The organism is Enterobacter sp. JUb54 (assembly GCF_014298075.1).
Classification (GTDB): Bacteria; Pseudomonadota; Gammaproteobacteria; order Enterobacterales; family Enterobacteriaceae; genus Klebsiella; species Klebsiella lignicola.
In genome coordinates, this window is the sequence record NZ_CP060418.1 from 2,264,980 (window position 1) to 2,291,774 (window position 26,795).

Below are 26,795 nucleotides of genomic sequence, written 5' to 3' on the forward strand. Positions count from 1 at the left end.
TAATTCCCGGCCTTTTCATTTCTGCATCCGACTAAAACCGCATCAATTCCCCCGACCGTAAACTCACGCGCACCGGAATACCCGCCTGTCGATTACGCCGCTTTGTTGCAGTAAAACAGCGGTGTAGAGACAAAACTAATGAGCCAGGACCCATTTCTCACCTTGGTGAGCGAAAACGTGATCTCTTTATCGGGCTGGTAAAAAAAAGCGGGATAGTGTTTGGCCAACAGCGTATCGGGTACATCATCCACAGGAATCAGGCGCAAATCTTTGCTTTTCGCATGATACATGCCGTTCTCCAGCTGATAGTCAAAGATGATGTTTCTGCTAATCACATTTCTCTTCCCATCGCTTTCAATCCTGCCATGGACCTTAAGTACACCCTTACCGTTTTCCATCGAAAAGTGATAGCCAGAGGTTATGGTGTCACCATGGTGAATGAGTTGATGATGTACATTGCAAGTAATCCCCTGAGCAGATACCGCAGCAGGCGACAGCAGAAACATTAAAAAAGACAACGCAATCAGGTATTTTTTCATTTTAAATAAAGTATATGAGTGACGGATTCACAAAATGACGAACTTTCCTTCCCACAAGAGAAGTAACTTAATCGTGGTGAGGTGGAGAAGTATGAGATGTAGTAATTTCTCTCTCCATCGCAGGTGTTTTTTTGCTCAATCATAAACTGCGTGGGAGTGCTGTTGTCGACGTTTTTGGTGTTGTAGCGATAACAGGCTGGGTAATTTTTAATTTGGACGAACCCTTCTATCCCCTCAGCCGGAGTCAGGGTAACCAAATAGATCAAAACTGCCAGCACTGTCGCAAAAGAAGCCATGACGAATGCTTTTACTTTCGATACGGGTGCTTTTTCCTTTCTGACAACCGGATTTGATACGCAAAGTAAGTCATCGTGTGTTTTATCTTCGTCACTGACGTCACGAGGTGATTCATCCTCCTGCCCAAGGAGGCTAATGTTAACCCCTGAATCTATTTTGACTCCCACTTTTCTGAGTGTAACCACTAACTCATAAGTGTAATCCAGCTCTTTTAGATTTTTTCTAAGATTAACAAAGCACTGATAATATGCTGCCGTGGTGACTGAAGCACTGACATCCTTTCCCCAACCGTACAAAACCAGTTCATTTTGAGGAATCACCGTTCCCTGATGCATAATGAGCAGTTCAAGGCAGCGAGAGACGTTGCCGTGCATTACTTTTCCCTTTCCGCTCGCCACCGACAGGAGTTTTTGTTCTGCTGGCGAAAAGATAATTTGATCATCAATTAAATACTGCTTAACCATCAGCTGCGCCTGTTATGAAATAATCATGTTGAATTATTGTTGCTTTTAAAACTCAGCGTAAAATAGACTTATTTGTATGCACTACCTTATAAAAAAAACAAGCCTGTTTCCATACGCCATTCCTTGTTCAGGCTGCAAAAATAAATTTTTCAGATTTTCATTAAAACGAAACCAACACAACAAAAAGAAACTAAAAATCAACATGCCATTCTTATGGGTTTATTTTTCTGCATTATCTGATAAATACACATTACGCGTCACTTTTGGCACTTTGATTTCCGGACTTCAAAACCCTGACCAGCAGCCTATCAAACTGAATACGCATGGCTTTTATTTGTTTTGTTTATTTTATTTTATTTTATTTTATTTTACCGTTCAATAGTCAGCACCTGTTGCTTTGGAAGCATTGATTCCTTTAACCGACTTTCATCCCTGTCCAGTAAAACTGCATAATTATCATGAATAACTGCAAAAGGAGCCTTGATGAATCGCAGAATGGACGTTCTGACAGCATTTGCCATTATGATAGCCGGTCTGGCAGGCAGAAATGCGCTGGCTTCCTGTCAAATAGGTGAACCCGCAGAAGGTAAACCCTCACTAACTGCCCCGGCCATCAGCGTAGTACCCCTGGCCGCCTCGATATCAGCCCCGGCAGACCTGCCGGTAGGGACGGTGTTATATCGCGGCGCTTTCCAGGCAATATGGCGGGTAAGCATTATTTGTACGCAGAGTGGAGCATTTTACAGACAGCTAAAGGTCATCGATTCTGGAGCTGATATCGGTTCCGTGGATGATTTTAACGTTCCAGCGACGCTGATACCTTCAGGTTCACGAGTCTATACCACCTCATTACCCGGAGTAGGAGTAGCATTTAACACCGGTGCCCAAGGGAATGATCTTGTATCTGCTGCATCCTGTTCAGATTCCATAAATTGCTCTTTCGTGGGCGCTGTCAGCACAGGTGAGGTCATTGGTGCAGAATATACTCTGAGTGTGTTGCTCATTAAAACCGCCAGTGGGCCGGTAACCCCAGGGATGATTAACGGAGAATCGCTGCCGTCCTTTGAACGACTCTACGGCCAGGCCGATAGCATGGTTGTTGTGCAAAAGTCGTCTCTGAAAGGTTCCGTTACGGTGACAGCACCAACCTGTACGACACCGGATGTTAAGGTCATGATGGGGACATGGGACGCGTCCCAGTTTGCGGGAAAAGGCTCGGGTACGGAGTGGCAGGATGCGTCAATTCGCATGACCGGATGCGGCCAGTTTCATGGTTATTATGCCGGGCATACTCAGGTCAATGGCGGCGCAGTTTCCTCGAATGGACCCGCTACGCAGAATCAATATACCTTCAAACTGACACCGCTCACGACGATTATAGACAATACCAGTGGCATTATGGCCGTTGATGCCGGGGAGTCGTCTGCTGGTGGCGTGGGGATCCAGATAGGAATAGGTTCATTGACCAGCGCGGCATCAAATTTCATACGGTTCAATCGTGGATATTCAGCAAATTTGCCTGTAAATGGCTTTACCAGTATGTCAATTCCACTGGCCGCTCGCTATGTTCAGACCGGCGAGCGTATCACCGGGGGAACGGCGAACGGGAAAGTTACTTTCACGGTTCAGTACAAGTAATAAAAAGCGGCAGGCCCTGCGCCAAAGAGCCTAACCTCACAAAAAAACAACCTGCCAGATAAATATTGTAAAAGACAACCTGCGCTTACCCTCTCCCCCTTACCCAACCCTGTACATTCTAAAAATGTCACTATCCTGAATAACTGGGGAAATAGTACCCAGTGAAGTAGCGCAGGTACGCCTCGGGTCAATATCTGAATATTCCCTTCCAGCAGAGAAACAAACATTACTCTCATCAATAATGAAATTAGTAATGAAGCCCAGCATAAATAAACACGCCCACTCTTCCTGCGCCGTTAAGCTTCTAACCTTTATAAATCCTTATTAATAATCTGATAAATATATAACCAATGCCATCACTATCATTTTGATTGTTATTTTCTAATGAATCAATAGCCACTATCCGCATGTATTTTATAAACTTTTACTTGTTTTGTTTGTTTTGCTTTTCGCTTAATAGTCAGCACCTGTTACTTTTAGAACCATTGATTCCATCTACCGATTTTCATTCCTTGCGGACATGACAGCATAATTGCCACGAAATAAATTCAGAAAGGGAGAGAGTATATCCATCTATTCAGCCCCCTCTCACACATTAAATTACAAACACCCCGGGTTATTTCGGATTAAACACAACCTAAAACAAGGAAAGCAGTATGAAAAAAACAATCCTCTCTCTGGCTATTACAGCAATGGTCGGATTCACCGCCCAGACGATGGCTAACACCGGTACCATCACCTTTGAAGGTACTGTAACAGCAAACACCTGTACGCCTTCCATCAGTGGCGGGGCCGCAAGCAATACCGTGACCCTGCCAACAGCGTCTGCAGGTTCATTAAATGCTGCCGCCAAAACCGCGGGTGAAACTCAGTTTACCATGGCGTTGAGCGGTTGCACCGGTACTCTGGAAACTGCTTCAGCCTTCTTTGAAGCCGGCACCAACGTCAACGCCGATGGTCGCCTGATCAACACCGGCGATGCTGAAAACGTGGACGTTCAGCTGTTAGACGGTACTACCGGGAACGTGATTAAAGCCGGTAGCACGGAGCAGATTACCGATGCTGGCTATCTCTCTGTTAAAGGCGGTACCGCCACTCTGCCGTATACCGCCCGTTACTATGCAACCGGCGTGGCGAAGGCTGGTGCCGTGTCCGCAAGCGTAGTTTACAACCTTCAGTACAAATAAGTTCTCCCTCAGGCGGGCCTGTCCCGCCTCTTTATTCTACGGTCATGGAGTACCGCAGATGGCAATACGTTCCTCAGTTTTTCCCCTTATGGCCGTAGGGCTTTCCACCATGCTCTGCACATCAGCCTTGGCGGCTACGACCATTTCATCCACTCGGGTCATCTATCCGCAGTCCGAACGTGAGGTGACGGTACAGATAAGTAACCAGGGCAAAGAACCTGTTCTGCTGCAGAGCTGGATTGATGATGGCCATGCTGATGTTTCTCCGGACCTGATGAAGGTTCCGTTTGTATTGACGCCCCCCGTTAACCGCATTGATTCCGGCAAAAGCCAGTCAGTACGTATTCGTTACACCGGCAGCGGTTTAGCGGCGGACCGTGAATCGCTGCTGTGGTTTAACGCGCTGGAAGTCCCGCCAAAACTTAAAGGCGAAGAAAGTAAAAGCTTCCTGCAGATGGCGTTTCGTACCCGGATAAAACTACTTTTCCGCCCTGCCGGTCTGCAAGGGACCCCGGAAGCGGCCGCCAGTACTCTGCGCTGGAAAAGTTCGGGTAACCGTCTGACCGCCACCAACGACACCCCCTGGAATATCAATCTGGTGGATGTCGAAACCACGCTTGATGGCCGCAGGGTTGTGACAGAAGCCGATACCGTACCGCCGTTTAGCCATCGAACATTTACCGCCAAGGGCAGCCAGGCCGGCACAGTGAGCAGCTGGCGAAGCGTCAATGATTACGGGGCGATACGCCAGCATTCGCCAAAATAGATTACCGCAACAGGCTCAGGACAACAGGGCCGTAACATAACAATAAAAGAGACAAGGAGCCGGAGGATGGCGGAGAAGAACCCAGCCCAAAAGCCCAGGCGCGACAACACTCATTTTCCCGCACTGCATCCACTTCTGGCAGCCATTACCTTAGCGCTGTCATCTTTTGCTAGTGCGGACGACACGATGGAGTTTGACCCATCGTTTCTGAATCTTCAGAATCCCGATCAGCTTGACCTGACGCGTTTTCGTTACGGCGCCGCAGCGATGCCAGGCGTACACGAAACCGAAATCTGGCTGAACGGTGAATTTTTTAGCAAGGAAAATATTACCTTCCGGGCGCTTCCGGACGGCGGCACCCTACTCTGTGCGCCGGAAAGTCTGCTGCGGTCCCTGCCCCTGGCTGACGATACCCTTAAACCAGCAGAAACGGGTGATTGTCAGAACCTGGCAACCCGACTGCCTGATGCCACCCGCGATTATGACAGCGGCCGTCAGCGACTGAACCTGACGCTGCCACAGATCCTCGTGCAGCGTACGGCCCGCGGCACGGTGCCCTACGCCCAGTGGGACCAGGGCGTGACGGCGGCGATACTGGGTTATAACCTCGGAGCCTGGCGCACATCGTCCTATGGCCGCGATTATCAGCAGGCCTACGGGCTGATAAATGCCGGGTTCAACCTTGGCGGCTGGTATCTGCGGCACAATGGCAGCTACAGCTGGCAGGAGCATCAGTCAGGCCAATACGACGCCATCAATACCTACCTACAGCGTGACATCCCCTTCCTGCGGGGTCGACTGCTGATGGGTGAGAGTAACACCCAGGGCCAACTGTTCGACACCGTTCCATTTACCGGCGTGTCGCTGACCAGCGATGACCGAATGCTCCCAGAATCCCTGCGCGGTTATGCGCCGGAAATACGTGGCATAGCCCGGACAAACGCGCTGGTGAGCGTCAGTCAGAATGGCCAGGTTATCTATGAAACCACCGTCACACCGGGCGAATTTGTCATTAATGATCTCTACCCGACGGGATATGGCGGCTCGCTGAATGTCACCGTAAAAGAGGCTGACGGCCAGCAGCAACGATTCGAAGTACCCTACGCGGCAGTCGCCCAGCTGCTGCGCCCGGGAAGCTGGCGCTACAGCTTTACCGCAGGGAAACTGCGTAACGATGTACTCAACAACAAACCGGGCTTCGGTGAAATCACCTGGCAGCAGGGGCTGACCAATCAACTTACCGCTTATACCGGCGCGCAGATGGCGCCTGACTATTATGCCGCCCAGGGTGGTCTGGCGGTTGGCACGATCATTGGTGCCGTGTCGGCGGATGCCACGCACACGAACTTTAAGGCCCCGAGAGGAGAAAACATGCAGGGGCAGAGCTATCGTCTGAGCTACAGCAAATATATCCCCGAAACAGGCAGCAACTTTTCTTTAGCCACCTACCGTTTTTCGACCCAGAGCTATCTCAGTATTCAGGATGCGATGCAGCTGCGTGAGCGGGCTACCACACCAGACCGTCTTATTCGTCCGCGCAACCGGGCCACCCTGACCTTTAACCAACGGCTGGGTGAGCGCTTAGGGCAGGTCTATCTGAGCGGATCCGTGCAGAACTATTGGGGGCGCGAGGGCCACGACCAGCAATACCAACTGGGGTATAACATCAGTACTGGCAAGCTCTCCTGGGGGCTGTCGGCAACCCGCGGGCGTAACAGCAGCGGCAAATTTGAAAACACCTGGCTGCTGAGTCTCAATATGCCGCTGGGGGATAATAGCAAACGGAATACGCCGTACCTGCGCAGCAGTCTGACCCGTGACGCCCAGGGAAAATACGGTGAGCAACTGTCGCTGTTCGGCAGCGCAGGCGAAAATCAGCAGTTTAGTTACGGGGTCGATACCAGTCATCACAGTGCCAACGGCAATGCCGGTACGCTGTCAGGCCAGTATCGAGGCCCGTGGTCGTCGCTATCTGCCACCGCCAGCAAGGGCCGACACTACATCAGTACTTCGTTAGGGTTGAACGGTACCCTGGTTGCCCACAGCGGTGGACTCAGCGCCACATCTTATACCAGCGATACCTTTGCCATCGTTGAAGCAAAAGGCGCGGAAGGCGCCGGTATCAGCTCCTTGCCTGGAATTCGGGTAGACAGCCGGGGCTATGCGCTGGTCCCCAACCTTAATCCTTACCAGTTCAATGATGTCAGCGTTGATCTTAAAGGCGCCGCGGATGGCGTCGAGTTAAGTACCACCCGACAAAAAGTGGCTCCTTATTCCGGGGCGGTAGTGAAGCTGGAGTACGGCGTCCGCCAGGGAAATACCCTGATACTGAATCTGACACAGCACAACGGGCAACCAGTACCATTTGGCGCACAAGCTACCGACAGCGAGGGGACACTTGCGGGCTACGTCGGCCAGGCTGGCCAGCTGTACGCCCTGGTAGGACCTCTGCAAGGGAACATAACGCTTAAGTGGGGAGAAGGCCGCAGCGAACAATGTCAGGTTGATTATCGGATACCGGAAAGCGGAACGGGAAACGTTGTCACTCAACAGATAACGGCGCAGTGCCGCTCGCTGGTCACAATGGTGTCAATCCCGACAGTTCTGCCGCTGGAAGGATAACAATAACGACGATGTAGAACTCACCCCGTACCAGGCGCTGGCACTCCCGGAAGCTGACCAGTAAGAATATTTTCAGCCGGTATCAATAAAAAAGGGTCCATGTTTACCATGGACCCTTTTGCCGATAACCACACGGTAGAACTTAGTGTGCCGTTTCCGGTTTATGTTTCTGCGCGCTCTGGAAGTTATAGGTCAACGCACCTTTGTCTTTATCCAGCGCGACGGTCACCTGCCCACCATCAACCAGCGAACCAAACAGCAGCTCGTTAGCCAGCGGTTTTTTCAGGTTATCCTGGATAACACGCGCCATTGGACGTGCGCCCATTGCCCGGTCGTAGCCTTTTTCTGCCAGCCAGTCTCGTGCTTCCTGGCTCACTTCCAGCGAGACGCCTTTCTGATCCAGCTGAACCTGCAGCTCGACGATAAACTTATCCACCACCTGATGGATCACCGTCGTAGAGAGATGATCGAACCAGATAATGTTGTCGAGACGGTTGCGGAATTCCGGCGTAAAGATCTTTTTGATCTCATCCATCGCATCCGGGCTGTTATCCTGCTGGATAAGGCCGATCGATTTACGTTCGGTCTCACGCACCCCGGCGTTGGTGGTCATCACCAGCACCACGTTACGGAAGTCCGCCTTACGGCCGTTATTGTCGGTCAGCGTGCCGTTATCCATCACCTGCAGCAGCAGGTTAAAGACGTCCGGGTGCGCTTTTTCGATCTCATCAAGCAGCAGCACCGCATGCGGATGCTTAATCACCGCATCGGTCAGCAACCCGCCCTGATCGAAACCGACGTAGCCCGGAGGCGCGCCAATCAGGCGGCTGACGGTATGACGTTCCATATATTCGGACATATCAAAACGCAGCAGCTCAATACCCAGCGCTTTCGCCAGCTGCACGGTCACCTCAGTTTTCCCGACCCCGGTCGGCCCGGCGAAGAGGAATGAACCAACAGGTTTGTGCTCGTGGCCCAGGCCCGCACGCGCCATCTTGATGGCCTCAGTCAAGGCTTCAATCGCTTTACCCTGACCAAAGACCAGCATTTTCAGACGGTCGCCGAGATTTTTCAGCGTATCGCGATCGCTCTGCGAGACGCTCTTCTCAGGAATACGGGCAATGCGTGCCACCACCGACTCGATATCCGCCACGTTGACGGTTTTCTTACGCTTGCTGGCTGGCATTAAACGCGCCCGCGCCCCGGCCTCGTCGATCACGTCGATAGCCTTGTCCGGCAGATGGCGGTCGTTAATGTATTTCACCGCCAGCTCGACCGCCGCACGTACCGCTTTCGCGGTGTAACGCACATCGTGGTGCGCTTCGTACTTCGGTTTCAGGCCGTTGATGATCTGCACCGTCTCTTCCACAGAAGGTTCGGTAATATCAATCTTCTGGAAGCGACGCGCCAGAGCACGGTCTTTTTCGAAGATGTTGCTGAATTCCTGGTAAGTGGTTGAGCCCATCACCCGAATTTTGCCGCTGGAGAGCAGCGGTTTAATCAGGTTGGCCGCATCGACCTGGCCACCAGAAGCCGCACCCGCACCGATAATGGTGTGGATTTCGTCAATAAACAGAATGCTGTTGGTATCCTGTTCAAGCTGTTTAAGCAGCGCTTTGAAACGTTTTTCAAAATCACCGCGGTATTTTGTCCCCGCCAGCAGAGAGCCAATATCCAGCGAGTAGATGGTGCAATCGGCCATAATCTCTGGCACGTCGCCTTGCACAATACGCCAGGCAAGCCCTTCGGCAATGGCGGTTTTACCGACCCCGGATTCGCCCACCAGCAGCGGGTTATTTTTCCGGCGACGGCACAGAACCTGAATCGCACGCTCCAGCTCTTTTTCGCGGCCGATCAACGGATCGATTCCGCCGACGCGAGCAAGCTGATTGAGATTGGTGGTGAAGTTTTCCATACGATCCTCCCCGCCTGCTTGCTCTTCATTGCTGGGCTGGCTTCCGCTGTTATCGGAAGGCTGGCTCGGCTCGTCTTTGCGTGTACCGTGAGAAATGAAGTTAACGATGTCGAGACGGCTGACTTCGTGTTTACGCAGCAGATAGGCCGCCTGCGATTCCTGTTCGCTGAAAATCGCGACCAGAACGTTGGCGCCGGTGACTTCACTGCGGCCAGAGGATTGGACGTGGAAGACCGCGCGTTGCAGCACACGCTGGAAACTCAGCGTCGGCTGAGTGTCGCGCTCTTCTTCCGTGGCGGGCAGTACGGGTGTGGTCTGTTCGATGAAGGCTTCGAGTTCCTGACGCAGCGCCACCAGGTCCACGGAGCAGGCTTCTAACGCCTCGCGGGCCGAAGGGTTGCTGAGCAGCGCCAGCAACAAGTGCTCGACGGTCATGAACTCATGACGGTGCTCGCGCGCTCTGGCGAAAGCCATATTTAAACTGAGTTCCAGTTCTTGATTGAGCATAGGCACCTCCCCCAATTTTCATGCCTGTCTTCAGGCTTTCTCTAGCGTACACAGCAATGGATGCTCGTTCTCCTTCGCGTATTCGTTCACCATCGCGACTTTGGTTTCCGCGACTTCTGCAGTAAATACACCACAAATCGCTTTACCTTGATAGTGAACCGTCAGCATCAGTTGCGTTGCACGTTCTACATCATAAGAAAAGAATTTTTGTAACACGTCAATAACAAACTCCATTGGAGTGTAGTCATCATTGAGCAATATCACTTTATACATAGATGGTGGTTTAAGTTCATTACGAACTTCGTCTTCTACCAGCTGATCGAAATCCAGCCAATCTCTCTTACTCATCGTCAATGTTCATCAATGGTTGCTGTTGCCAACAGGCGGCGGCCTGTTGATGACCAGTGGCTATGCACATCACAAATCTACAATAGATCATAGATAACTATCATCTATTACTTCCATCCGCGATGTCTGTCACATTCCCCGGCAATAGCGTTAACTGCTTCAAATTTTGACGCATTTTTCGCCTTCCACTACCGTCAATCGCTTGACGCATTTCCGTATTTCTCTAAATTGTACTAGCGAGAGTTGGCGAGCATTTGAACAACTCGTCACTCCACTACCGGTTCATTCCATCTTACTTATAAAGAATTACGAAGGATGTCGAAGTATGGAAATGGGTACTGTTAAGTGGTTCAACAATGCCAAAGGGTTCGGTTTTATCTGCCCTGAGGGCGGCGGCGAAGACATTTTCGCCCATTACTCCACCATCCAGATGGATGGTTACAGAACGCTAAAAGCCGGACAAGCCGTTCGGTTTGATGTTCACCAGGGGCCGAAAGGCAATCACGCCAGCGTGATTGTTCCTGTGGAAGCCGAAGTGGCTGCATAACGCTTTCGCTTCATTGTGTACATCCCGCCAGTAAAATGCCAGTCCTTCTGACTGGCATTTTTTTGTTTCTACTCGCGGGCCAGCGCATCCACCGGATCAAGTCGCGCGGCATTGCGAGCCGGAAGCCAGCCAAACAGTACGCCGGTCAACGTCGAACATAAAAAGGCGGTGACCAGCGCCAGCGGCGAAAAACCGATCTCCCAGCCGGGCAAAAACAGCTGCAGAATGAAGGCGATCATCAACGATAACGTCACGCCCAGCGCGCCGCCGACCAGGCAGACCAACACCGCTTCGATCAAAAACTGCTGCAGCACATCGCTGGCCCGCGCCCCGACCGCCATCCGAATACCAATTTCACGGGTCCGCTCGGTCACCGATACCAGCATGATGTTCATGACTCCGATACCGCCCACCACCAGCGCAATCACCGCCACCAGGGTCAGAAACAGCTGTAATGTATGTGTGGTCCGCTCCGCCGTTTTCAAGATGCTGTCCATATTCCAGGTAAAAACATCTTTTTTGCCGTGACGGAGCTCCAGCAGACGCAGCAGCTGCTGTTCGGCGGTCGCACTGTCATAGCCTTCACGTACGCGCACGGTAATGGAGTTCAGCCACGATTGTCCCATCACTCTGCCGGCCATGGTGGAGTACGGCAGCCACACCCGCAGAATTTTACTGCTGCCAAACATCGACTGCTTCTCATCCGCTACACCAACGATGGTGGCTGGCATATTGCCCACCAGAATGATTTCGCCGACGACACGTGCTTTATGCGGGAACAACTGACGACGGGTGTTGCTATCCAGCACCACCACCTGCGCCCGGCTGTTAAGCTGCAGCTCGTTGAAGGTGTTGCCTTCGCTGAAGGTCATGCCGTAAACGTTAAAATACTGTGGCCCTACCCCTTCCGCGCTGGCGGCAACGTCAACGTTGTCGGCACGCAGGCGCAGGCTTTTTGACACCGCCGGCGTCGCAGAGCTCACCCAGGGCTGCTTTTGAATTGCCAGCAGGTCGTCATACTTCAGCGCCTGCTGGTAGCGAGGGTCGTCATCGCCGAAATCTTTGCCGGGATAGACATCAATGGTGTTGGTGCCAATGGCGCGAATATCGGCCAGCACCATCTGCTTCGCCGCATCCCCGACCACCACAATCGACACCACAGACGCGATACCGATGATAATGCCGAGCATGGTCAGCAGCGTGCGCATTTTGTTCGCCGCCATCGCCCGCCAGGCCATCACCAGCGCCTCACGAAATCCGCTGGTGAACTGGCGCCACGGAGAAGGCTCCGCCCGCTTCGCCTGACGCAGCACGCCGCCGCCGGTTGTTTCCTTCGCAGGCGGGTTACGCACAATTTCGCCATCGTGGATCTCGATGATCCGTTCAGCCTGCGCCGCGACTAACGGATCGTGGGTGACGATGATCACCGTATGTCCCTGGGATTTCAGCTGATGGAGGATCGCCATCACCTCTTCCCCCGAGCGGCTGTCCAGCGCGCCGGTGGGTTCATCGGCCAGAATCACCTCGCCGCCGTTCATGAGCGCCCGGGCAATACTGACGCGCTGCTGCTGGCCGCCGGAGAGCTGCGAAGGCTGATACTCCGCCCGATCGCCAAGGCCCAGCCGCACCAGCAGCTCGCGCGCCCGCTCCAGACGCGCCCGCCGTTCCGTACCGGCGTAAACCGCCGGAACTTCAACGTTCTGTGCCGCCGTCAGGTGCGACAGCAGATGGTAACGCTGGAAGATAAAACCAAAATGCTCCCGACGCAGCCGGGCCAGTTCGTCACCGCTCAGCAACGCAACGTCCGTCCCGGCCACGCGATAGGTGCCGCTGGTCGGTTTATCGAGGCAGCCGAGGATATTCATTAAGGTCGATTTACCCGAGCCGGAGGCCCCGACGATGGCGACCATTTCACCGGCGGCAATGTTCAGCGTGACGCCTTTCAACACCTCCACGCTGCCGTCACCGGAAAGGTAGCTGCGACGGATATCACGCAGTTCCAGCAATGCCGTCATTTTGCGGTCCCGGCATGGCTTTCGCCGGTGATCACTTCATCACCCTCATCCAGCCCTTTCACCACCGCAACATCGGTATCGTTGCGCGCGCCAATCGTCACTTCACGCTCTTTGACCTCGCCGGTACGCAGCAGACGCACGTTGTACCGGTTATCGCCGACGGCATCGCCCAGCGCGCTAAGCGGGATGGTGATGACATTTTTCACTTCCGCCATCTGGATATGCACCTGAGCCGTCATCTCCAGACGCAGAATGCCCTGCGGGTTCGGCACTTCAAAGCGGGCGTAGTAAAAAATAGCGTCATTGACCTTTTCCGGGGTCGGCAGGATATCTTTCAGGCGTCCTTCATAACGGGTCAGCGGATCGCCAAGCACCGTAAACCACGCTTTCTGCCCGGGACGAAGGTGAATCACATCGGCTTCAGAGACCTGGGCTTTCACCAGCATGGTACTGAGGTCAGCCAGCGTCAGGATGTTCGGCGCCTGCTGCGCAGCGATCACCGTTTGCCCTTGCAGGGTGGTAATTTGCGTCACTTCGCCGGACATCGGCGCCAGGATGCGCGTGTAGTCGAGGTTGGTTTTTGCGGTATCTAAGGTTGCCTGATTGCGCTTAATCTGCGCCTCGATGGTGCCGATTTGCGCCTCTTTCACCGCCAAATCCGTGGCCGCGGTATCGAGCTCCTGGCGTGATACCAGTTGACGCTGGGCCAGCTGCTGCTGACGCGCTAAGGTGACCGCCGCCAGTTTGCGCTCTGCGCGCGCCTGATTGAGCTGGGCGCGAAGCTCCATCAGCGTGGCGTCGACTTCTTTAATTTGGTTTTCTGCCTGCTCGGGATCAATCACCCCCAGCAGCTGATCTTTCTGGACTTTGTCGCCGATATTCACCCGCAGCGTTTTCAACTGCCCGCTCACCTGTGCCCCGACATCGACCTTACGCAGGGCGTCCAGCTTACCGGTCGCCAGCACGCTCTGCTGTAAATCCCCCTGGCGCACCACCAGCGTCTGATACTGCGGTAACGGCGCATTCAGTATCCGCCATCCCCAAACGGCCACGGCCAGTACGACGACGGCCAGCAGCCACCAGAGTTTCCTGCGCTTTCCATTAAGCTTCATAACTATTCCTGATGTATTTACCCGCAGAGCAAGATGCCAATTCTATCCGCAGCGCGCGCAAACATAACGCGGAATTTGGCTAAAGCGGATAATTCCGTGCGTTAGCGCCAGGCCTAATGGGCCAGGCGCTTAGTCGGCGCGACCCCGCGCCAGCCACAGCACACGGGAAAACATTTTTTTCAACAGCGTAGGCACCGACTCGATGCCGCGACGCCCGGCTTCCATTGCCACTTCAATCGCCAGATCCGGTTTCGACGAGCGATGAATCGCTTTGGTGATCACTCGGCGCATGTTCATCGGCACGTTCGGCGGCAGTTGCGCTACCCGATGATAAACATCGTTAAAGCCCTGGCGGTACATAAAGTGTTCCATATCCAGCGCCGGCAGCACGGTCAGATGGTCGCGTTCCAGATCGCGATCGTCGTTGAGCAGGCTGCGCACCGTGGCGGCATATTTTTTCCCAGCTTCGTCGCCATCGACCAGCACGTGCCACTGAATGCCCATCCGGCGGGCAAACTTAATCAGCGGCTTGAGGCCCGACTGGGCAAACTCAATGACCTTGACCCCTTCGGCGTCGAAATGGTGCCCGCACTGCCGGGCCAGTTCGTTGATCACCCAGGTCTCGGTCTCCCCTTCCACCAGCAGCCAACAGCGGGCAAACAGCGATGAGGCGCGATTAAAGCGGATATGAAACGCAATGCGTCGGCTGTCTTCGGCGTTCATGCCACCCGGTCCGAGCCGCCAGGCCGAGACGCGCGAGGACTCGCGCACCAGTCGACAAACGTGCTCTACCGGCGTCAGCGACAGCAGTTCACCGGAATTGGTGGTGGTGACCTGCTGCAACGGCAGCAAATTCAGGAGATGCCAGGCCACCGACAGCATGATCGGATGCAGGCGGGTTTCCGGGTCTTCGATCAGCAATAAAGGGCGCGCATCGCGGTCAAGCCGTACCGTCCCTTTGGCCTGTAACAAGGTTGAAAACAGCCCCAGCAGAATCACCCGATGGCTGCGGCCGCCGGGTTTATCAATCATCCGGTTGATAATGTCCAGATAACGCCAGCTGCGTTGTTCATCATGGGAGTGCCGGCGCATCAGCCGGTGGCGGGACTGGGCGCTGCTCTGCTCGGCAAAGTAGTGTTCCAGTAGCTGCACCATGGCCGATAACCCCTGGCGAATCTGGCTGTCGGTTAAGTTTTGCGGGTGATTCACCAGCTCGCGGGAGAGAAAGTCCAGCTGTCGGGCGGTTATCTCAATTTGCGGCGAATGCGGCACGCTGTCGTTATGAATGCGGCGCATAAAACGCGCATCGCGCAGGCGCAACACCGGCATCAGCCGCACCAGATGCCGCACCATCTCATCGATATCGTCCAGCTCCAGCGCTTCGCCTTTGCCGTTGATAAAGCTGCGCAGCGTCATCACGCTACCATCTTCCGTCAGCTCACCTTCCAGCCGATAGAAAATACGCTGGTAGCCATCTTCGCAGGGCACCCAGCAGTCGTTAAGCGGACGGAAACGGCGCACCCGGTGGTGGCCCGGTTCGTTCTCACGGAAGGTTAAAATAATATGCAGATGGTGCTCACGTCCCTGCACATCACCCGGCGGGAACCAAAAATCATCGCGCACAAAATGGTACAGCTCGAATTCTGGCGACAACAGTAGCGTCAGCGCATCCAGCAGGCTGGATTTACCCCAGGCATTTTCGCCGATCAGAACGTTATTTTGCTCCAGCATCAACGATAACCGATTGATACCGCGAAAACCGACGATCTCTACCCGCTCAAGATGCATATCCCCTCCGCTCAGTAGCCACTTTCTCCTTCAGTTATCAGCAGTATAGCGACACATGCCTGAACATGACACTGTTCACCAGCATCGCGATGCGACGTAAAGTCCATAATAGGACCGGGATATGATTATTCACCATGCTATCCGCTTTAAAAATAATTCATGCTGTAAAGTGGTTATCTTTATTATTTTTGTTCTACACTTTTCTTGAATGACCACTGGCAAAAGGATTACGATCACATTGCCCTAAATCAAATTATATTTAGTTATTTGGCTAGCCGCAGGATGACGATTGTTCATAGAATAGCGTCGCTTTATTTTTATCTTCATCCTTTGCGTCGATAAATAAAGATCGGCACGAAAATTCGTGCTCGTTTACATTATTTTTTTGAGGTGGTTATGTTTAGAAAATTAGCAGCGGAATGCTTTGGGACATTCTGGCTTGTGTTTGGCGGTTGCGGTAGCGCCGTTCTCGCAGCAGCCTTCCCGGAACTGGGAATTGGTTTTGCCGGCGTCGCACTGGCCTTCGGTTTAACTGTATTAACCATGGCGTATGCTGTTGGTCATATTTCCGGCGGCCACTTCAACCCGGCGGTCACCTTAGGTCTGTGGGCCGGCGGTCGTTTCCCGGCGAAAGACGTGATTGGTTATATTATCGCTCAGGTGGTTGGCGGTATCATTGCGGCAGCCGTCCTGTATGTCGTTGCCAGCGGTAAAGCCGGCTTTGATGTTGCTGCCAGCGGTTTCGCTTCGAACGGCTTCGGCGAGCACTCACCGGGCGGTTACTCCATGCTTTCCGCGATTGTTATCGAAATCGTCCTGACCTGCGGCTTCCTGCTGGTCATTCATGGCGCAACGGATAAAAACGCACCGGCTGGCTTCGCACCTATCGCGATTGGTCTGGCACTGACTCTAATCCACCTGATCAGCATTCCGGTCACCAACACCTCCGTTAACCCGGCACGTAGCACCGCGGTCGCTATTTTCCAGGGCGGTTGGGCGCTGCAGCAGCTGTGGCTGTTCTGGGTGATGCCAATCATCGGCGGTATTCTGGGTGGCGTACTGTATCGTACTCTGCTGGAAAAACGCGATTAATCACCAGTTTGATTTCCTGAGAGGCCCGGCAATGCCGGGCTTTTCTTTTTTTTGACGCATCTTTACTCGGTTCGGTGATTTGGGTAGTGTCAGTGGCGCTATTCTCACTCTGCAAGGACCAGACCGTTCATGTTTTCGGGATTATTAATCATTCTTCTGCCGCTGGTTATCGGCTACCTTATTCCTCTGCGTCACCCCTCGGCACTGAAACTGATTACACGGTTGTTGAGCTGGATTGTTTACGTCATCCTCTTTTTCATGGGGATCAGCCTCGCCTTCCTCGACAATTTATCCAGCAACCTGCTGTCGATACTCCATTATGCTGCGGTCAGCGTCGTGGTGATCCTGCTGTGCAATATTGCGGCGCTGCTGTGGCTGGAACAGAAAATGCCGTGGCGCCACCCGCACCGCCAGGGGAAATTACCGTCCCGGGTCGCAATGGCAATGGAATCCCTGCAACTGTGCGGCGTGGTGTTTATTGGTTTCCTCATTGGTCTGAGCGGTTTGTCATTTTTACAGCACGCTGTCGAGGCCAGCGAATATACGCTGATCTTCCTGCTGTTCCTGATTGGTATTCAGCTGCGAAATAATGGAATGACCCTGCGCCAGATAGTGCTTAACCGGCGCGGAATGATTGTGGCGGTGATGGTGGCGGCCAGCTCAATGATCGCAGGGGTCATTAACGCCTTTATTCTCGACCTGCCGCTGAAGACCGGCCTGGCAATGGCCTCCGGCTTCGGCTGGTATTCACTCTCCGGGATCCTGTTAACCGAATCCTACGGCCCGGTGATCGGCAGCGCGGCTTTCTTTAACGACCTCGCCCGCGAACTGCTGGCTATTATGCTAATCCCCGGTCTGGTACGTCGCAGTCGCTCAACGGCATTAGGGCTGTGCGGTGCCACCTCAATGGACTTCACCCTGCCGGTACTGCAACGTTCCGCAGGCGTCGATATCGTCCCTGCCGCCATCGTTCACGGGTTTGTACTAAGCCTGCTGGTGCCGGTGCTGATCGCCCTTTTCTCCGCCTGATCTCGTATTGCTCGCGGCTGACCACGCCTGTTATCCCCTGGATAGACGGCGTGGTTTTCAGACCACCGCGATGACTTTCCGCCGCCAGACCCCGGCAAATTTGCGTTAAATCAATCTCCCTTTAAATTGCATTAGAAATACCTTTTATCCCTTCGGTGACAGGCATAACCTTAAACATGTATCTAAAATATAACTTTAAAAGGTGTGACCATGTTTTGTGTGCAATGTGAACAAACCATCCGTACTCCGGCAGGGAACGGCTGCTCTTACGCGCAGGGTATGTGCGGAAAAACAGCAGAAACCTCCGATCTCCAGGATCTGCTGATTGCCTCTTTGCAAGGCCTGTCCGCATGGGCGTTGAAGGCGCGTGAATATGGCATCATCGATCATGATATTGATAACTTTGCCCCACGGGCATTTTTCTCCACCCTGACCAACGTCAACTTCGATTCCCCGCGAATCATTGGCTATGCGCGCGAAGCTATCGCCATGCGTGACGCGCTCAAGGCGCAGTGCCAGCAGATTGCGCCCGGTGCCAGCGTCGACAACCCGATGGCCGATCTGCAGTTGGTCAGCGACGACCTCGGCGACCTGCAGCGTCAGGCGGCGGAATTTACCCCGAACAAAGACAAAGCGGCGATTGGCGAGAACATTCTCGGCCTGCGCCTGCTGTGCCTGTACGGCCTGAAAGGCGCGGCAGCCTATATGGAACACGCCCACGTGCTCGGCCAGTATGACAACGACATCTACGCTCAGTACCACAAAATCATGGCATGGCTCGGCACCTGGCCTGCCGATCTGGAGGCGCTGCTGGCGTGTTCGATGGAAATCGGCCAGATGAACTTCAAAGTGATGAGCATTCTGGATGCCGGTGAAACCACCAAATACGGCCACCCGACCCCGACTCAGGTCAACGTGAAAGCGACGGAAGGTAAGTGCATCCTGATCTCCGGCCATGACCTGAAAGATCTGTACAACCTACTGGAACAGACCGAAGGCACCGGCGTTAACGTCTACACCCACGGCGAGATGCTGCCGGCTCACGGTTACCCGGAACTGCGCAAATTCAAACATCTGATCGGTAACTACGGCAGCGGCTGGCAGAACCAGCAGGTGGAGTTCGCCCGCTTCCCTGGACCTATCGTGATGACCTCCAACTGCATCATCGACCCTACCGTAGGGGCATACGATGACCGTATCTGGACCCGCAGCATCGTCGGCTGGCCGGGCGTGAGCCACCTTGAAGGCGACGACTTCGCACCGGTTATCACTCAGGCACAGCAGATGGCAGGCTTCCCGTACAGCGAAATTCCGCACCTGATTACCGTCGGCTTTGGCCGTCAGACGTTGCTCGGTGCAGCAGACACGCTGATTGACCTGGTGAGCCGCGAAAAACTGCGTCACATCTTCCTGGTCGGCGGCTGCGACGGCGCGCGCGGCGAACGTAACTACTTTACCGATTTCGCCACCAGCGTCCCTGACGACTGCCTGATCCTGACCCTGGCCTGCGGTAAATACCGCTTCAATAAACTGGATTTCGGCGATATCGAAGGGCTGCCGCGTCTGGTGGATGCCGGTCAGTGCAACGACGCCTACTCGGCGATTATTCTGGCGGTCACCCTGGCCGAAAAACTGGGCTGCGGCGTCAACGACCTGCCGCTGTCGCTGGTGCTCTCCTGGTTTGAGCAGAAAGCCATTGTCATCCTGCTGACCCTGCTGTCTCTGGGCGTGAAGAATATCGTCACCGGGCCAACCGCGCCGGGCTTCTTCACCCCGGACCTGCTGGCCATTCTCAATGAGAAATTTGGTCTGCGTTCGGTCACCACCGTCGAACAAGATATGCAGCAGTTGCTGAGCGCGTAAGGAGTTAAGCCATGACCATGCCAACCCATCAATGCCCGTGGCGGATGCAGGTTCATCATATCCAGCAGGAGACGCCGGATGTGTGGACCCTCTCGCTGCTGTGCCACGACTACTATCCGTATCGTGCCGGGCAGTACGCTCTGGTCAGCGTGCGCCAGTCGGCGGACACCCTGCGCGCCTACACCCTCTCTTCAACGCCGGGGGTGAGCGAATATATTACGCTGACCGTTCGCCGTATTGATGACGGTACCGGCTCACAGTGGCTGACCCGCGACCTGAAGCGCGGCGACTACCTCTGGCTGTCCGATGCGATGGGTGATTTTACCTGTGATGATAAAGCGGATGACAAGTTCCTGATGCTGGCGGCCGGCTGTGGCGTAACGCCGATCATGTCAATGCGTCGCTGGCTGGCAGCCTATCGCCCGCAGGCCGATGTACAGGTGATTTATAATGTCCGCTCGCCGCAGGATGTGATTTTTGCCGACGAATGGCGTCAGTATCCGCTGACGCTGGTGGCGGAAAACAACGCCCCCCACGGTTTTGTCGCCGGTCGCCTGACGACGGAGTTACTGCAAAGCGTGCCGGATCTCGCTTCACGTACCGTGATGACCTGCGGACCGGCGCCTTACATGGAGTGGGTTGAGCGGGAAGTGAAAGCGCTGGGCGTAACGCGGTTTTATAAAGAGAAGTTCTTTACGCCGGTAGCGGAAGCGGCCAGCGAAGGGCTGACGTTTACGAAGCTCCAGCCGGCGATGTCGTTTTATGCACCGGTTGGCACCACGCTGCTGGAAGCAATGGAAAGCAACCGCGTCCCGGTTGTCGCCGCCTGCCGCGCGGGCGTTTGCGGCTGCTGCAAAACCAAAGTGGTCTCCGGGGATTACACGGTCAACAGCACCATGACGCTCAGCGACGCGGAAATCGCCGAAGGCTACGTGCTGGCGTGCTCCTGCCACCCGCAGGGTGACCTGGTCCTGGCGTAATCCTGTGTTCTTATCCGGCCTGTGCCCGCCGCGGCAGGCCGGATATGTTGTTTACATCACATCTGGCGATTTTTAGCGCCAGACCGAATTTCCCGCCAGCGAATAGCGCCCCGCCCCAAGACAGGCAATCGCCAGTGCACCAATAAAGAAATAGACCAGGCTCTCAATCGCCCAGGCCCCTACCGCATCCAGCATAAAGGTTTTGCCGGTTCCCACCATCAGCCATGCCACCACCATGGTAAAGGCCAGCACCAGCGCCGCCGGACGCGTCAGGATCCCAAGGATCAGCAGGCACGGCACCACCACTTCTCCCACCAGCACGCCGTACGCAATAAATCCCGGTAATCCTTTGGCGACCAGCATCGCGCTGATCCCGCCCACGCCATCAAACAGCTTATGCAACCCGTGAAAAAGCATCAGTCCGCCGACGGCAAGTCGTAACAAGAGTTTGCCGGCATCCTCATGCGATAGCATTTTATTAACAGTATTTAACAGTGATTTAACCATTTGAAATGATTCCTGTTTACCCTTTTTCGTGTTCACAGAGTATGCGGAATTTGTGCGGAATAACACCAGCGGAAAATGAGGGGGATCAGGGCGCAGAACGGTCAGTTTCATCTAAGCTTGTAAGCGTTATCACAAAAAGGAGATGGAGAACCATGAAACAGACCGTGGCGGCATACATAGCAAAAACGCTGGAACAGGCAGGCGTCAAACGTATTTGGGGCGTCACCGGCGACTCCCTCAACGGGCTGAGCGACAGTCTCAATCGAATGGGCACCATCGCCTGGATGCCTACCCGTCATGAAGAAGTTGCCGCTTTTGCCGCGGGTGCGGAAGCGCAGCTCACCGGCGAACTGGCGGTGTGCGCTGGCTCCTGCGGTCCTGGCAACCTCCATCTGATCAACGGCCTCTTTGACTGCCATCGCAACCACGTCCCGGTGCTGGCGATCGCCGCCCATATTCCCTCCAGTGAAATCGGCAGCGGCTATTTCCAGGAAACCCATCCGCAGGAACTGTTTCGCGAATGCAGCCATTATTGCGAGCTGGTCTCGACGCCAGAGCAGATCCCGCAGGTGCTGGCCATCGCCATGCGCAAAGCGGTGATCAATCGCGGCGTTTCGGTGGTGGTGTTACCCGGCGATGTTGCTCTGAAAGCGGCGCCGGAAAGCGCCAGCACCCACTGGTACCCGGCACCGCTTCCGCGGGTTGTCCCTGCGGAAGAGGAGATCAAAAAGCTGGCCCAGGTGCTGCGCTACTCCAGTAACATCGCGCTGATGTGCGGCAGCGGCTGCGCCGGGGCCCACGCCGAACTGCTGGCGCTGGCGGAAAAATTAAAAGCCCCGATTGTCCACGCCCTGCGCGGCAAAGAACACGTTGAGTACGATAACCCCTATGATGTCGGGATGACCGGGCTGATTGGTTTCTCCTCCGGCTTCCATACCATGATGAACGCCGATACCCTGCTGCTGCTCGGTACACAGTTCCCTTATCGCCCCTTCTACCCCACCGACGCCAAAATTATCCAGATCGATATCAACCCCGGCAGCATCGGCGCCCACAGTAAGATCGATATGGCGCTGGTCGGCGATATTAAATCTACCCTCAGCGCGCTGCTGCCGCACCTGGAGGAGAAAACCGACCGTCAGTTCCTCAATACCGCCCTTGAGCACTATCGCGACGCGCGTAAGGGCCTCGACGATCTGGCGAAGCCGAGCGAAAAAGCGATCCATCCGCAGTACCTGGCGCAGCAGATCAGCCATTTCGCCGCCGACGACGCCATTTTCACCTGCGATGTCGGGACGCCCACCGTCTGGGCCGCGCGCTATCTGAAAATGAACGGCAAGCGCCGGCTGATCGGCTCATTTACCCACGGCTCGATGGCCAATGCGATGCCGCAGGCGATTGGGGCCAAAGCCACGGCGCCGGAACGGCAGGTGGTGGCCATGTGCGGCGATGGCGGCTTCAGCATGTTGATGGGCGACTTCCTCTCGCTGGCGCAAATGAAGCTGCCGGTGAAAATTGTCATCTTCAACAACAGCGTGCTGGGCTTCGTGGCGATGGAAATGAAGGCCGGGGGCTACCTGACCGACGGCACCGAGCTGCACGACACCAACTTCGCGCGCATTGCCGAGGCCTGCGGGATCACCGGGATCCGCGTCGAGAAAGCCAGCGAGGTAGATGCGGCCTTGCAGACCGCCTTCAGCACCGATGGCCCGGTGCTGGTCGATGTCGTCGTCGCCAAAGAAGAGCTGGCGATCCCGCCGCAGATCAAACTGGAACAGGCCAAAGGTTTCAGCCTGTATATGCTGCGCGCCATCATCAGCGGACGCGGTGATGAAGTGATCGAACTGGCGAAAACCAACTGGCTCAGGTAAAACAGTCTTTTGGTTTATCCCCACCATCATGCCTGACATCGTCATGTGGTCAGCCTGATAACGCCGACGACAGCCGCAAGGGTGTCGTCGGTGTCAATTGAGGCGCCCGCAGCGAATCCCTGCAGGATGACGCACCCAGAAGGAAATGCCGTGATAGATTTACGCAGTGATACCGTAACCCGCCCAGGACTCGCCATGCGAGAAGCGATGATGGCCGCACCGGTCGGAGACGATGTTTATGGCGACGACCCAACCGTCAATGAACTCCAGCGTTATGCCGCCGAACTTGCCGGCAAAGAGGCCGCGCTGTTCCTGCCAACCGGTACCCAGGCCAACCTCGTCGGCCTGCTCAGCCACTGTCAGCGTGGCGAGGAGTATATCGTCGGCCAGGGCGCGCATAACTACCTGTATGAAGCGGGCGGCGCGGCGGTTCTCGGCAGCATTCAGCCGCAGCCCATTGACGCCGCGGCCGACGGCTCGTTACCGCTGGATAAAGTCGCAGCGAAAATTAAGCCCGACGATATCCACTTTGCTCCGACCCGTCTGCTCAGCCTGGAAAACACCCATAACGGGAAAGTGCTGCCGCGCGACTACCTTAAATCCGCCTGGGAATTCACCCGCGAACACAACCTCGCGTTGCACGTCGACGGTGCGCGAATCTTCAACGCGGTGGTTGAATACGGCTGTGAACTGCGCGACATCACGCAATATTGTGACTCCTTTACCATCTGCCTCTCCAAAGGACTGGGCACGCCGGTCGGTTCACTGCTGGTAGGGAGCCATGACTATATTCGTCGCGCCACCCGCTGGCGGAAAATGGTCGGCGGCGGTATGCGTCAGGCCGGTATTCTGGCGGCGGCGGGCCTGTATGCCCTGCAAAACAACGTGCAACGGCTCAAAGAAGATCATGACAACGCGGCGTGGATGGCCGGGCAGCTCAGCGCCATTGGTGCCGACGTCACTCGCCATGACACCAACATGCTGTTTGTCCGCGTGGGCGAAGAGCATGCGCAGGCGTTAGGCGCGTTTATGCAGGAACGTGGTGTCCTGATTAACGCCTCGCCGATGGTGCGTCTGGTGATGCATCTCGACGTTAATCGCCAGCAGCTCACGGATGTCGTCAGCCACTGGCAGGCATTTTTACAACGCTAAGGAGTCGGCGTGTCGCAACGAATTCTGGTGCTCGGCGCCAGCGGTTATATCGGCCAGCATCTGGTAGAGGCGCTCAGTCAGCAAGGTTACCCGGTCCTGGCGGCGGCACGCCATATCGACAGGTTACAGAGACTAAACCTGCCTGGCGTCAGCTGCTTTTCGCTCGACCTGAATCAGCCGCAGGGGCTCGCTGCCCTGCTGGCGCAGGCGGATACCGTTTACTATCTGGTGCACGGGATGGGCGAAGGCGGCGATTTTATTGCCCATGAGCGCCGGGTGGCGCTGAATGTTCGCGATGCCCTGCGCGCCGCGCCGGTTCGCCAGCTGATTTTTCTCAGCTCCCTGCAGGCGCCAGAAGCGGAACAATCGGATCATCTGCGTGCCCGGCAAATCACCGCCGATATTCTGCGCGAGTCCGGGGTGCCGATCACCGAATTACGCGCCGGTATTATTATCGGTGCCGGCTCCGCCGCGTTCGAAGTCATGCGCGATATGGTTTATAACCTGCCGATCCTGACGCCACCGCGCTGGGTCCGCTCGCGCACGACGCCGATCGCGCTGGAAAATCTGCTCTACTATCTGGTACAGCTGCTCCACCATCCGGCCAGCGAACATCGCGTGCTGGAGGCCGCTGGCCCGGAAATCTTAAGCTACCAACAGCAGTTCAGCCGTTTTATGGCGGTGAGCGGCAAGCACCGTCTGCTGATCCCGATCCCCTTCCCGACCCGCTGGATTTCGGTGTGGTTTCTCAACGTGATCACCTCCGTTCCGCCCACCATCGCCCGGGCCTTAATTCAGGGGCTGAAACACGATTTGCTCGCCGACGATCGCGCCCTGCGCACGCTGATCCCGCAGCCCTTGATCCCTTTCGATGAGGCCGTGCGCCGTACCTTAAAAGAGGAACAGCAGCTCGCGAACTCCAGCGACTGGGGTTATGACGCCCAGGCCTTTGCCCGTTGGCGGCCGGAATATGGCTACTACCCGAAACAGGCGGGCTGTACCGTCCGTACCCACGCCAGTGCGGCAGCCATCTGGCAGGTCGTTAATCAAATCGGCGGCAAAGAGGGCTACTTCTTTGGCAATATCCTGTGGAAGATCCGCGGCGCCATGGACCTGCTGGTGGGCCATCGGCTGGCGAAAGGTCGCCCGGAACGTGCCGAGCTGCGCACCGGCGATGGCGTTGACAGCTGGAAGGTGATTATCGTCGAACCAGAAAAGCAGCTAACCTTATTATTTGGCATGAAAGCGCCGGGGCTGGGCCGTCTGAGCTTTACCCTCAGCGATCAAGGCGATCACCGTACCCTGGATGTGCGGGCCTGGTGGCATCCGCATGGGATGCCTGGGCTGTTCTACTGGCTGCTGATGATCCCTGCCCATCTGTTTATCTTTCGCGGCATGGCACGGCGCATTGCCCGGCTGGCAGAACAAATCACAGACAAATAGGCAGTATGTATTGGATTCTTTCATCATTCTCATTGCATCATGAGGAGAATCACGGAAAAATGCGCACGAAATTCTTTTCTGGGACAGTAGGTTGATATGAAGGTACTGGTTACCGGTGCGACCAGCGGATTAGGCCGCAACGCGGTGGAATATCTGCGTAACAAAGGCATCAGCGTCAGAGCGACCGGGCGTAACGAAGCGATGGGTCGTCTGCTGAGCAAAATGGGCGCCGAGTTTGTACCGGCAGATTTAACCGAGCTGGTCTCTTCTCAGGCCAAAGTGATGCTCGCCGGTATCGACACCCTGTGGCACTGCTCAAGCTTTACCTCGCCCTGGGGTACACAGCAAGCCTTCGACCTCGCGAATGTTCGGGCCACCCGCCGCCTTGGCGAATGGGCCGTTGCCTGGGGAGTACGCAATTTCGTGCATATCTCCTCGCCGTCGCTGTACTTCGACTATCACCATCACCGCGCCGTACAGGAAGACTTTCGTCCCCAGCGTTTTGCCAACGAGTTTGCCCGCAGCAAAGCCGCCAGTGAAGAGGTGATCAACCTGCTGGCGCAGGCCAACCCCAACACCCGATTTACAATTCTGCGCCCGCAAAGCCTGTTTGGCGCCCATGATAAAGTGTTTATTCCGCGCCTGGCGCAGATGATGCAGCACTATGGCAGCGTCCTGCTGCCACGGGGCGGCAATGCGCTGGTGGATATGACCTATTACGAAAATGCCGTGCATGCCATGTGGCTGGCCAGCCAGCCGCACTGCGACCATCTGCCTTCCGCCCGGGCGTGGAACATCACCAACGGCGAGCCGCGTCCGCTGCATACCATCGTGCAAAAGCTGATTGATGAACTGGGGATCAAATGCCGGATTCGCTCGGTGCCCTACCCGATGCTGGATATCATCGCCCGCAGCATGGAGCATTTTGGCAATAAGTCCGCCAAAGAGCCGGCCTTTACCCACTACGGCGTCTCGAAGCTGAACTTTGATTTTACCCTGGATATCACCCGCGCTCAGGAAGAGCTAGGCTATCAGCCGGTGGTGACGTTGGATGACGGGATTGTCCGTACCGCAGCCTGGCTCAAAGACCACGGTAAATTACACCGCTGACCG

Annotated in this window: 21 protein-coding genes; 13 read left to right on the forward strand and 8 right to left on the reverse strand. The window is 55.2% G+C overall.

Going from position 1 to position 26,795, the window contains the following annotated elements:
* Positions 1–92 precede the first annotated feature (92 nt).
* Both HF679_RS10415 and HF679_RS10420 read right to left on the reverse strand, forming a co-directional pair.
* Entirely contained in the window at positions 93–539 is a 447-nt protein-coding gene (locus tag HF679_RS10415; RefSeq protein WP_123756151.1) for a hypothetical protein, read from the reverse strand.
* Complete coding sequence (locus HF679_RS10420) at positions 536–1,300, reverse strand: transcriptional regulator (RefSeq protein WP_123756150.1); 765 nt, start codon at positions 1,298–1,300, stop codon at positions 536–538. The genes HF679_RS10415 and HF679_RS10420 overlap by 4 nt, the downstream gene beginning before the upstream one ends.
* Before the next feature lie 483 nt (positions 1,301–1,783).
* Between HF679_RS10420 and HF679_RS10425 the strand changes: the two genes are divergently transcribed.
* The 4 genes from HF679_RS10425 (at position 1,784) to HF679_RS10440 (ending at position 7,513) form a co-directional block, all read left to right on the forward strand.
* A complete protein-coding gene (locus tag HF679_RS10425; RefSeq protein WP_123756149.1) occupies positions 1,784–2,938 on the forward strand; it encodes a fimbrial protein in 1,155 nt (384 codons plus the stop codon).
* Between the two features lie 656 nt (positions 2,939–3,594).
* Positions 3,595–4,125, forward strand: coding sequence for a fimbrial protein (locus tag HF679_RS10430; protein ID WP_123756148.1), 531 nt, complete (start codon positions 3,595–3,597; stop codon positions 4,123–4,125).
* A gap of 109 nt (positions 4,126–4,234) precedes the next feature.
* Entirely contained in the window at positions 4,235–4,891 is a 657-nt protein-coding gene (locus HF679_RS10435; RefSeq protein WP_187042952.1) for a molecular chaperone, read from the forward strand.
* Between the two features lie 186 nt (positions 4,892–5,077).
* On the forward strand, positions 5,078–7,513 hold the full coding sequence (locus tag HF679_RS10440; protein ID WP_227540128.1) for a fimbria/pilus outer membrane usher protein: 2,436 nt from the start codon (positions 5,078–5,080) through the stop codon (positions 7,511–7,513).
* A gap of 142 nt (positions 7,514–7,655) precedes the next feature.
* Here HF679_RS10440 and clpA read toward each other — a convergent pair whose 3' ends face one another.
* Both clpA and clpS read right to left on the reverse strand, forming a co-directional pair.
* Entirely contained in the window at positions 7,656–9,935 is a 2,280-nt protein-coding gene (gene clpA, locus HF679_RS10445; protein WP_123756145.1) for an ATP-dependent Clp protease ATP-binding subunit ClpA, read from the reverse strand.
* A 30-nt stretch (positions 9,936–9,965) separates the two neighbouring features.
* Positions 9,966–10,283, reverse strand: a complete 318-nt coding sequence (gene clpS / locus HF679_RS10450) for an ATP-dependent Clp protease adapter ClpS (protein WP_004860017.1) — start codon at positions 10,281–10,283, stop codon at positions 9,966–9,968.
* A gap of 325 nt (positions 10,284–10,608) precedes the next feature.
* Here clpS and cspD point away from each other — a divergent pair, with 325 nt between their 5' ends.
* Positions 10,609–10,830, forward strand: coding sequence for a cold shock-like protein CspD (cspD, locus tag HF679_RS10455; protein ID WP_123756144.1), 222 nt, complete (start codon positions 10,609–10,611; stop codon positions 10,828–10,830).
* Between the two features lie 68 nt (positions 10,831–10,898).
* Here cspD and macB read toward each other — a convergent pair whose 3' ends face one another.
* From macB to HF679_RS10470, 3 genes are all read right to left on the reverse strand, one after another.
* Positions 10,899–12,845 carry a macrolide ABC transporter ATP-binding protein/permease MacB gene (gene macB / locus HF679_RS10460; protein ID WP_154143402.1) on the reverse strand — a complete coding sequence of 649 codons (1,947 nt, stop codon included), beginning with the start codon at positions 12,843–12,845 and terminating at the stop codon, positions 10,899–10,901.
* On the reverse strand, positions 12,842–13,957 hold the full coding sequence (gene macA, locus HF679_RS10465) for a macrolide transporter subunit MacA (RefSeq protein WP_187042953.1): 1,116 nt from the start codon (positions 13,955–13,957) through the stop codon (positions 12,842–12,844). Before macA ends, macB begins: the two co-directional genes overlap by 4 nt.
* A 129-nt stretch (positions 13,958–14,086) precedes the next feature.
* Positions 14,087–15,745 (reverse strand): ATP-dependent endonuclease, encoded by a 1,659-nt coding sequence (locus tag HF679_RS10470; RefSeq protein WP_123756141.1) that lies wholly within the window; start codon positions 15,743–15,745, stop codon positions 14,087–14,089.
* Between the two features lie 396 nt (positions 15,746–16,141).
* On the opposite strand from HF679_RS10470, the gene aqpZ reads away from it, so the two are divergent.
* The 4 genes from aqpZ to hcr all read left to right on the forward strand — a co-directional run bounded on the left by aqpZ (position 16,142) and on the right by hcr (position 20,709).
* Complete coding sequence (gene aqpZ / locus HF679_RS10475; RefSeq protein ID WP_123756140.1) at positions 16,142–16,837, forward strand: aquaporin Z; 696 nt, start codon at positions 16,142–16,144, stop codon at positions 16,835–16,837.
* Positions 16,838–16,966: 129 nt separating this feature from the next.
* On the forward strand, positions 16,967–17,866 hold the full coding sequence (locus HF679_RS10480) for a lysine exporter LysO family protein (RefSeq protein ID WP_187042954.1): 900 nt from the start codon (positions 16,967–16,969) through the stop codon (positions 17,864–17,866).
* 210 nt (positions 17,867–18,076) lie between these two features.
* Positions 18,077–19,729 (forward strand): hydroxylamine reductase, encoded by a 1,653-nt coding sequence (gene hcp / locus HF679_RS10485; RefSeq protein WP_123756138.1) that lies wholly within the window; start codon positions 18,077–18,079, stop codon positions 19,727–19,729.
* A gap of 11 nt (positions 19,730–19,740) precedes the next feature.
* The gene (gene hcr / locus HF679_RS10490; RefSeq protein ID WP_123756137.1) at positions 19,741–20,709 is read left to right on the forward strand and encodes an NADH oxidoreductase; all 969 of its coding nucleotides are present in this window, start codon (positions 19,741–19,743) and stop codon (positions 20,707–20,709) included.
* A 72-nt stretch (positions 20,710–20,781) separates the two neighbouring features.
* Here the strand turns inward: hcr and HF679_RS10495 are convergent, their stop codons facing one another.
* Positions 20,782–21,216, reverse strand: coding sequence for a DoxX family protein (locus HF679_RS10495; protein WP_123756136.1), 435 nt, complete (start codon positions 21,214–21,216; stop codon positions 20,782–20,784).
* Between the two features lie 152 nt (positions 21,217–21,368).
* Between HF679_RS10495 and poxB the strand changes: the two genes are divergently transcribed.
* The 4 genes from poxB to HF679_RS10515 all read left to right on the forward strand — a co-directional run bounded on the left by poxB (position 21,369) and on the right by HF679_RS10515 (position 26,792).
* The gene (poxB, locus tag HF679_RS10500) at positions 21,369–23,087 is read left to right on the forward strand and encodes a ubiquinone-dependent pyruvate dehydrogenase (protein WP_123756135.1); all 1,719 of its coding nucleotides are present in this window, start codon (positions 21,369–21,371) and stop codon (positions 23,085–23,087) included.
* Between the two features lie 150 nt (positions 23,088–23,237).
* The gene (gene ltaE / locus HF679_RS10505) at positions 23,238–24,239 is read left to right on the forward strand and encodes a low-specificity L-threonine aldolase (protein ID WP_187042955.1); all 1,002 of its coding nucleotides are present in this window, start codon (positions 23,238–23,240) and stop codon (positions 24,237–24,239) included.
* Between the two features lie 9 nt (positions 24,240–24,248).
* Positions 24,249–25,682 (forward strand): SDR family oxidoreductase, encoded by a 1,434-nt coding sequence (locus HF679_RS10510; protein ID WP_123756133.1) that lies wholly within the window; start codon positions 24,249–24,251, stop codon positions 25,680–25,682.
* A 96-nt stretch (positions 25,683–25,778) separates the two neighbouring features.
* Positions 25,779–26,792, forward strand: coding sequence for an NAD-dependent epimerase/dehydratase family protein (locus HF679_RS10515; RefSeq protein ID WP_123756132.1), 1,014 nt, complete (start codon positions 25,779–25,781; stop codon positions 26,790–26,792).
* Positions 26,793–26,795 lie beyond the last annotated feature (3 nt).

Coding starts and splice junctions, on each gene's coding strand:
- HF679_RS10415 (WP_123756151.1), bottom strand. CDS start 539: ATGAAAAAATACCTGATTGCGTTGTCTTTTTTAATGTTTCTGCTGTCG.
- HF679_RS10420 (WP_123756150.1), bottom strand. CDS start 1,300: ATGGTTAAGCAGTATTTAATTGATGATCAAATTATCTTTTCGCCAGCA.
- HF679_RS10425 (WP_123756149.1), top strand. CDS start 1,784: ATGAATCGCAGAATGGACGTTCTGACAGCATTTGCCATTATGATAGCC.
- HF679_RS10430 (WP_123756148.1), top strand. CDS start 3,595: ATGAAAAAAACAATCCTCTCTCTGGCTATTACAGCAATGGTCGGATTC.
- HF679_RS10435 (WP_187042952.1), top strand. CDS start 4,235: ATGCTCTGCACATCAGCCTTGGCGGCTACGACCATTTCATCCACTCGG.
- HF679_RS10440 (WP_227540128.1), top strand. CDS start 5,078: ATGGAGTTTGACCCATCGTTTCTGAATCTTCAGAATCCCGATCAGCTT.
- clpA (WP_123756145.1), bottom strand. CDS start 9,935: ATGCTCAATCAAGAACTGGAACTCAGTTTAAATATGGCTTTCGCCAGA.
- clpS (WP_004860017.1), bottom strand. CDS start 10,283: ATGAGTAAGAGAGATTGGCTGGATTTCGATCAGCTGGTAGAAGACGAA.
- cspD (WP_123756144.1), top strand. CDS start 10,609: ATGGAAATGGGTACTGTTAAGTGGTTCAACAATGCCAAAGGGTTCGGT.
- macB (WP_154143402.1), bottom strand. CDS start 12,845: ATGACGGCATTGCTGGAACTGCGTGATATCCGTCGCAGCTACCTTTCC.
- macA (WP_187042953.1), bottom strand. CDS start 13,957: ATGAAGCTTAATGGAAAGCGCAGGAAACTCTGGTGGCTGCTGGCCGTC.
- HF679_RS10470 (WP_123756141.1), bottom strand. CDS start 15,745: ATGCATCTTGAGCGGGTAGAGATCGTCGGTTTTCGCGGTATCAATCGG.
- aqpZ (WP_123756140.1), top strand. CDS start 16,142: ATGTTTAGAAAATTAGCAGCGGAATGCTTTGGGACATTCTGGCTTGTG.
- HF679_RS10480 (WP_187042954.1), top strand. CDS start 16,967: ATGTTTTCGGGATTATTAATCATTCTTCTGCCGCTGGTTATCGGCTAC.
- hcp (WP_123756138.1), top strand. CDS start 18,077: ATGTTTTGTGTGCAATGTGAACAAACCATCCGTACTCCGGCAGGGAAC.
- hcr (WP_123756137.1), top strand. CDS start 19,741: ATGACCATGCCAACCCATCAATGCCCGTGGCGGATGCAGGTTCATCAT.
- HF679_RS10495 (WP_123756136.1), bottom strand. CDS start 21,216: ATGGTTAAATCACTGTTAAATACTGTTAATAAAATGCTATCGCATGAG.
- poxB (WP_123756135.1), top strand. CDS start 21,369: ATGAAACAGACCGTGGCGGCATACATAGCAAAAACGCTGGAACAGGCA.
- HF679_RS10515 (WP_123756132.1), top strand. CDS start 25,779: ATGAAGGTACTGGTTACCGGTGCGACCAGCGGATTAGGCCGCAACGCG.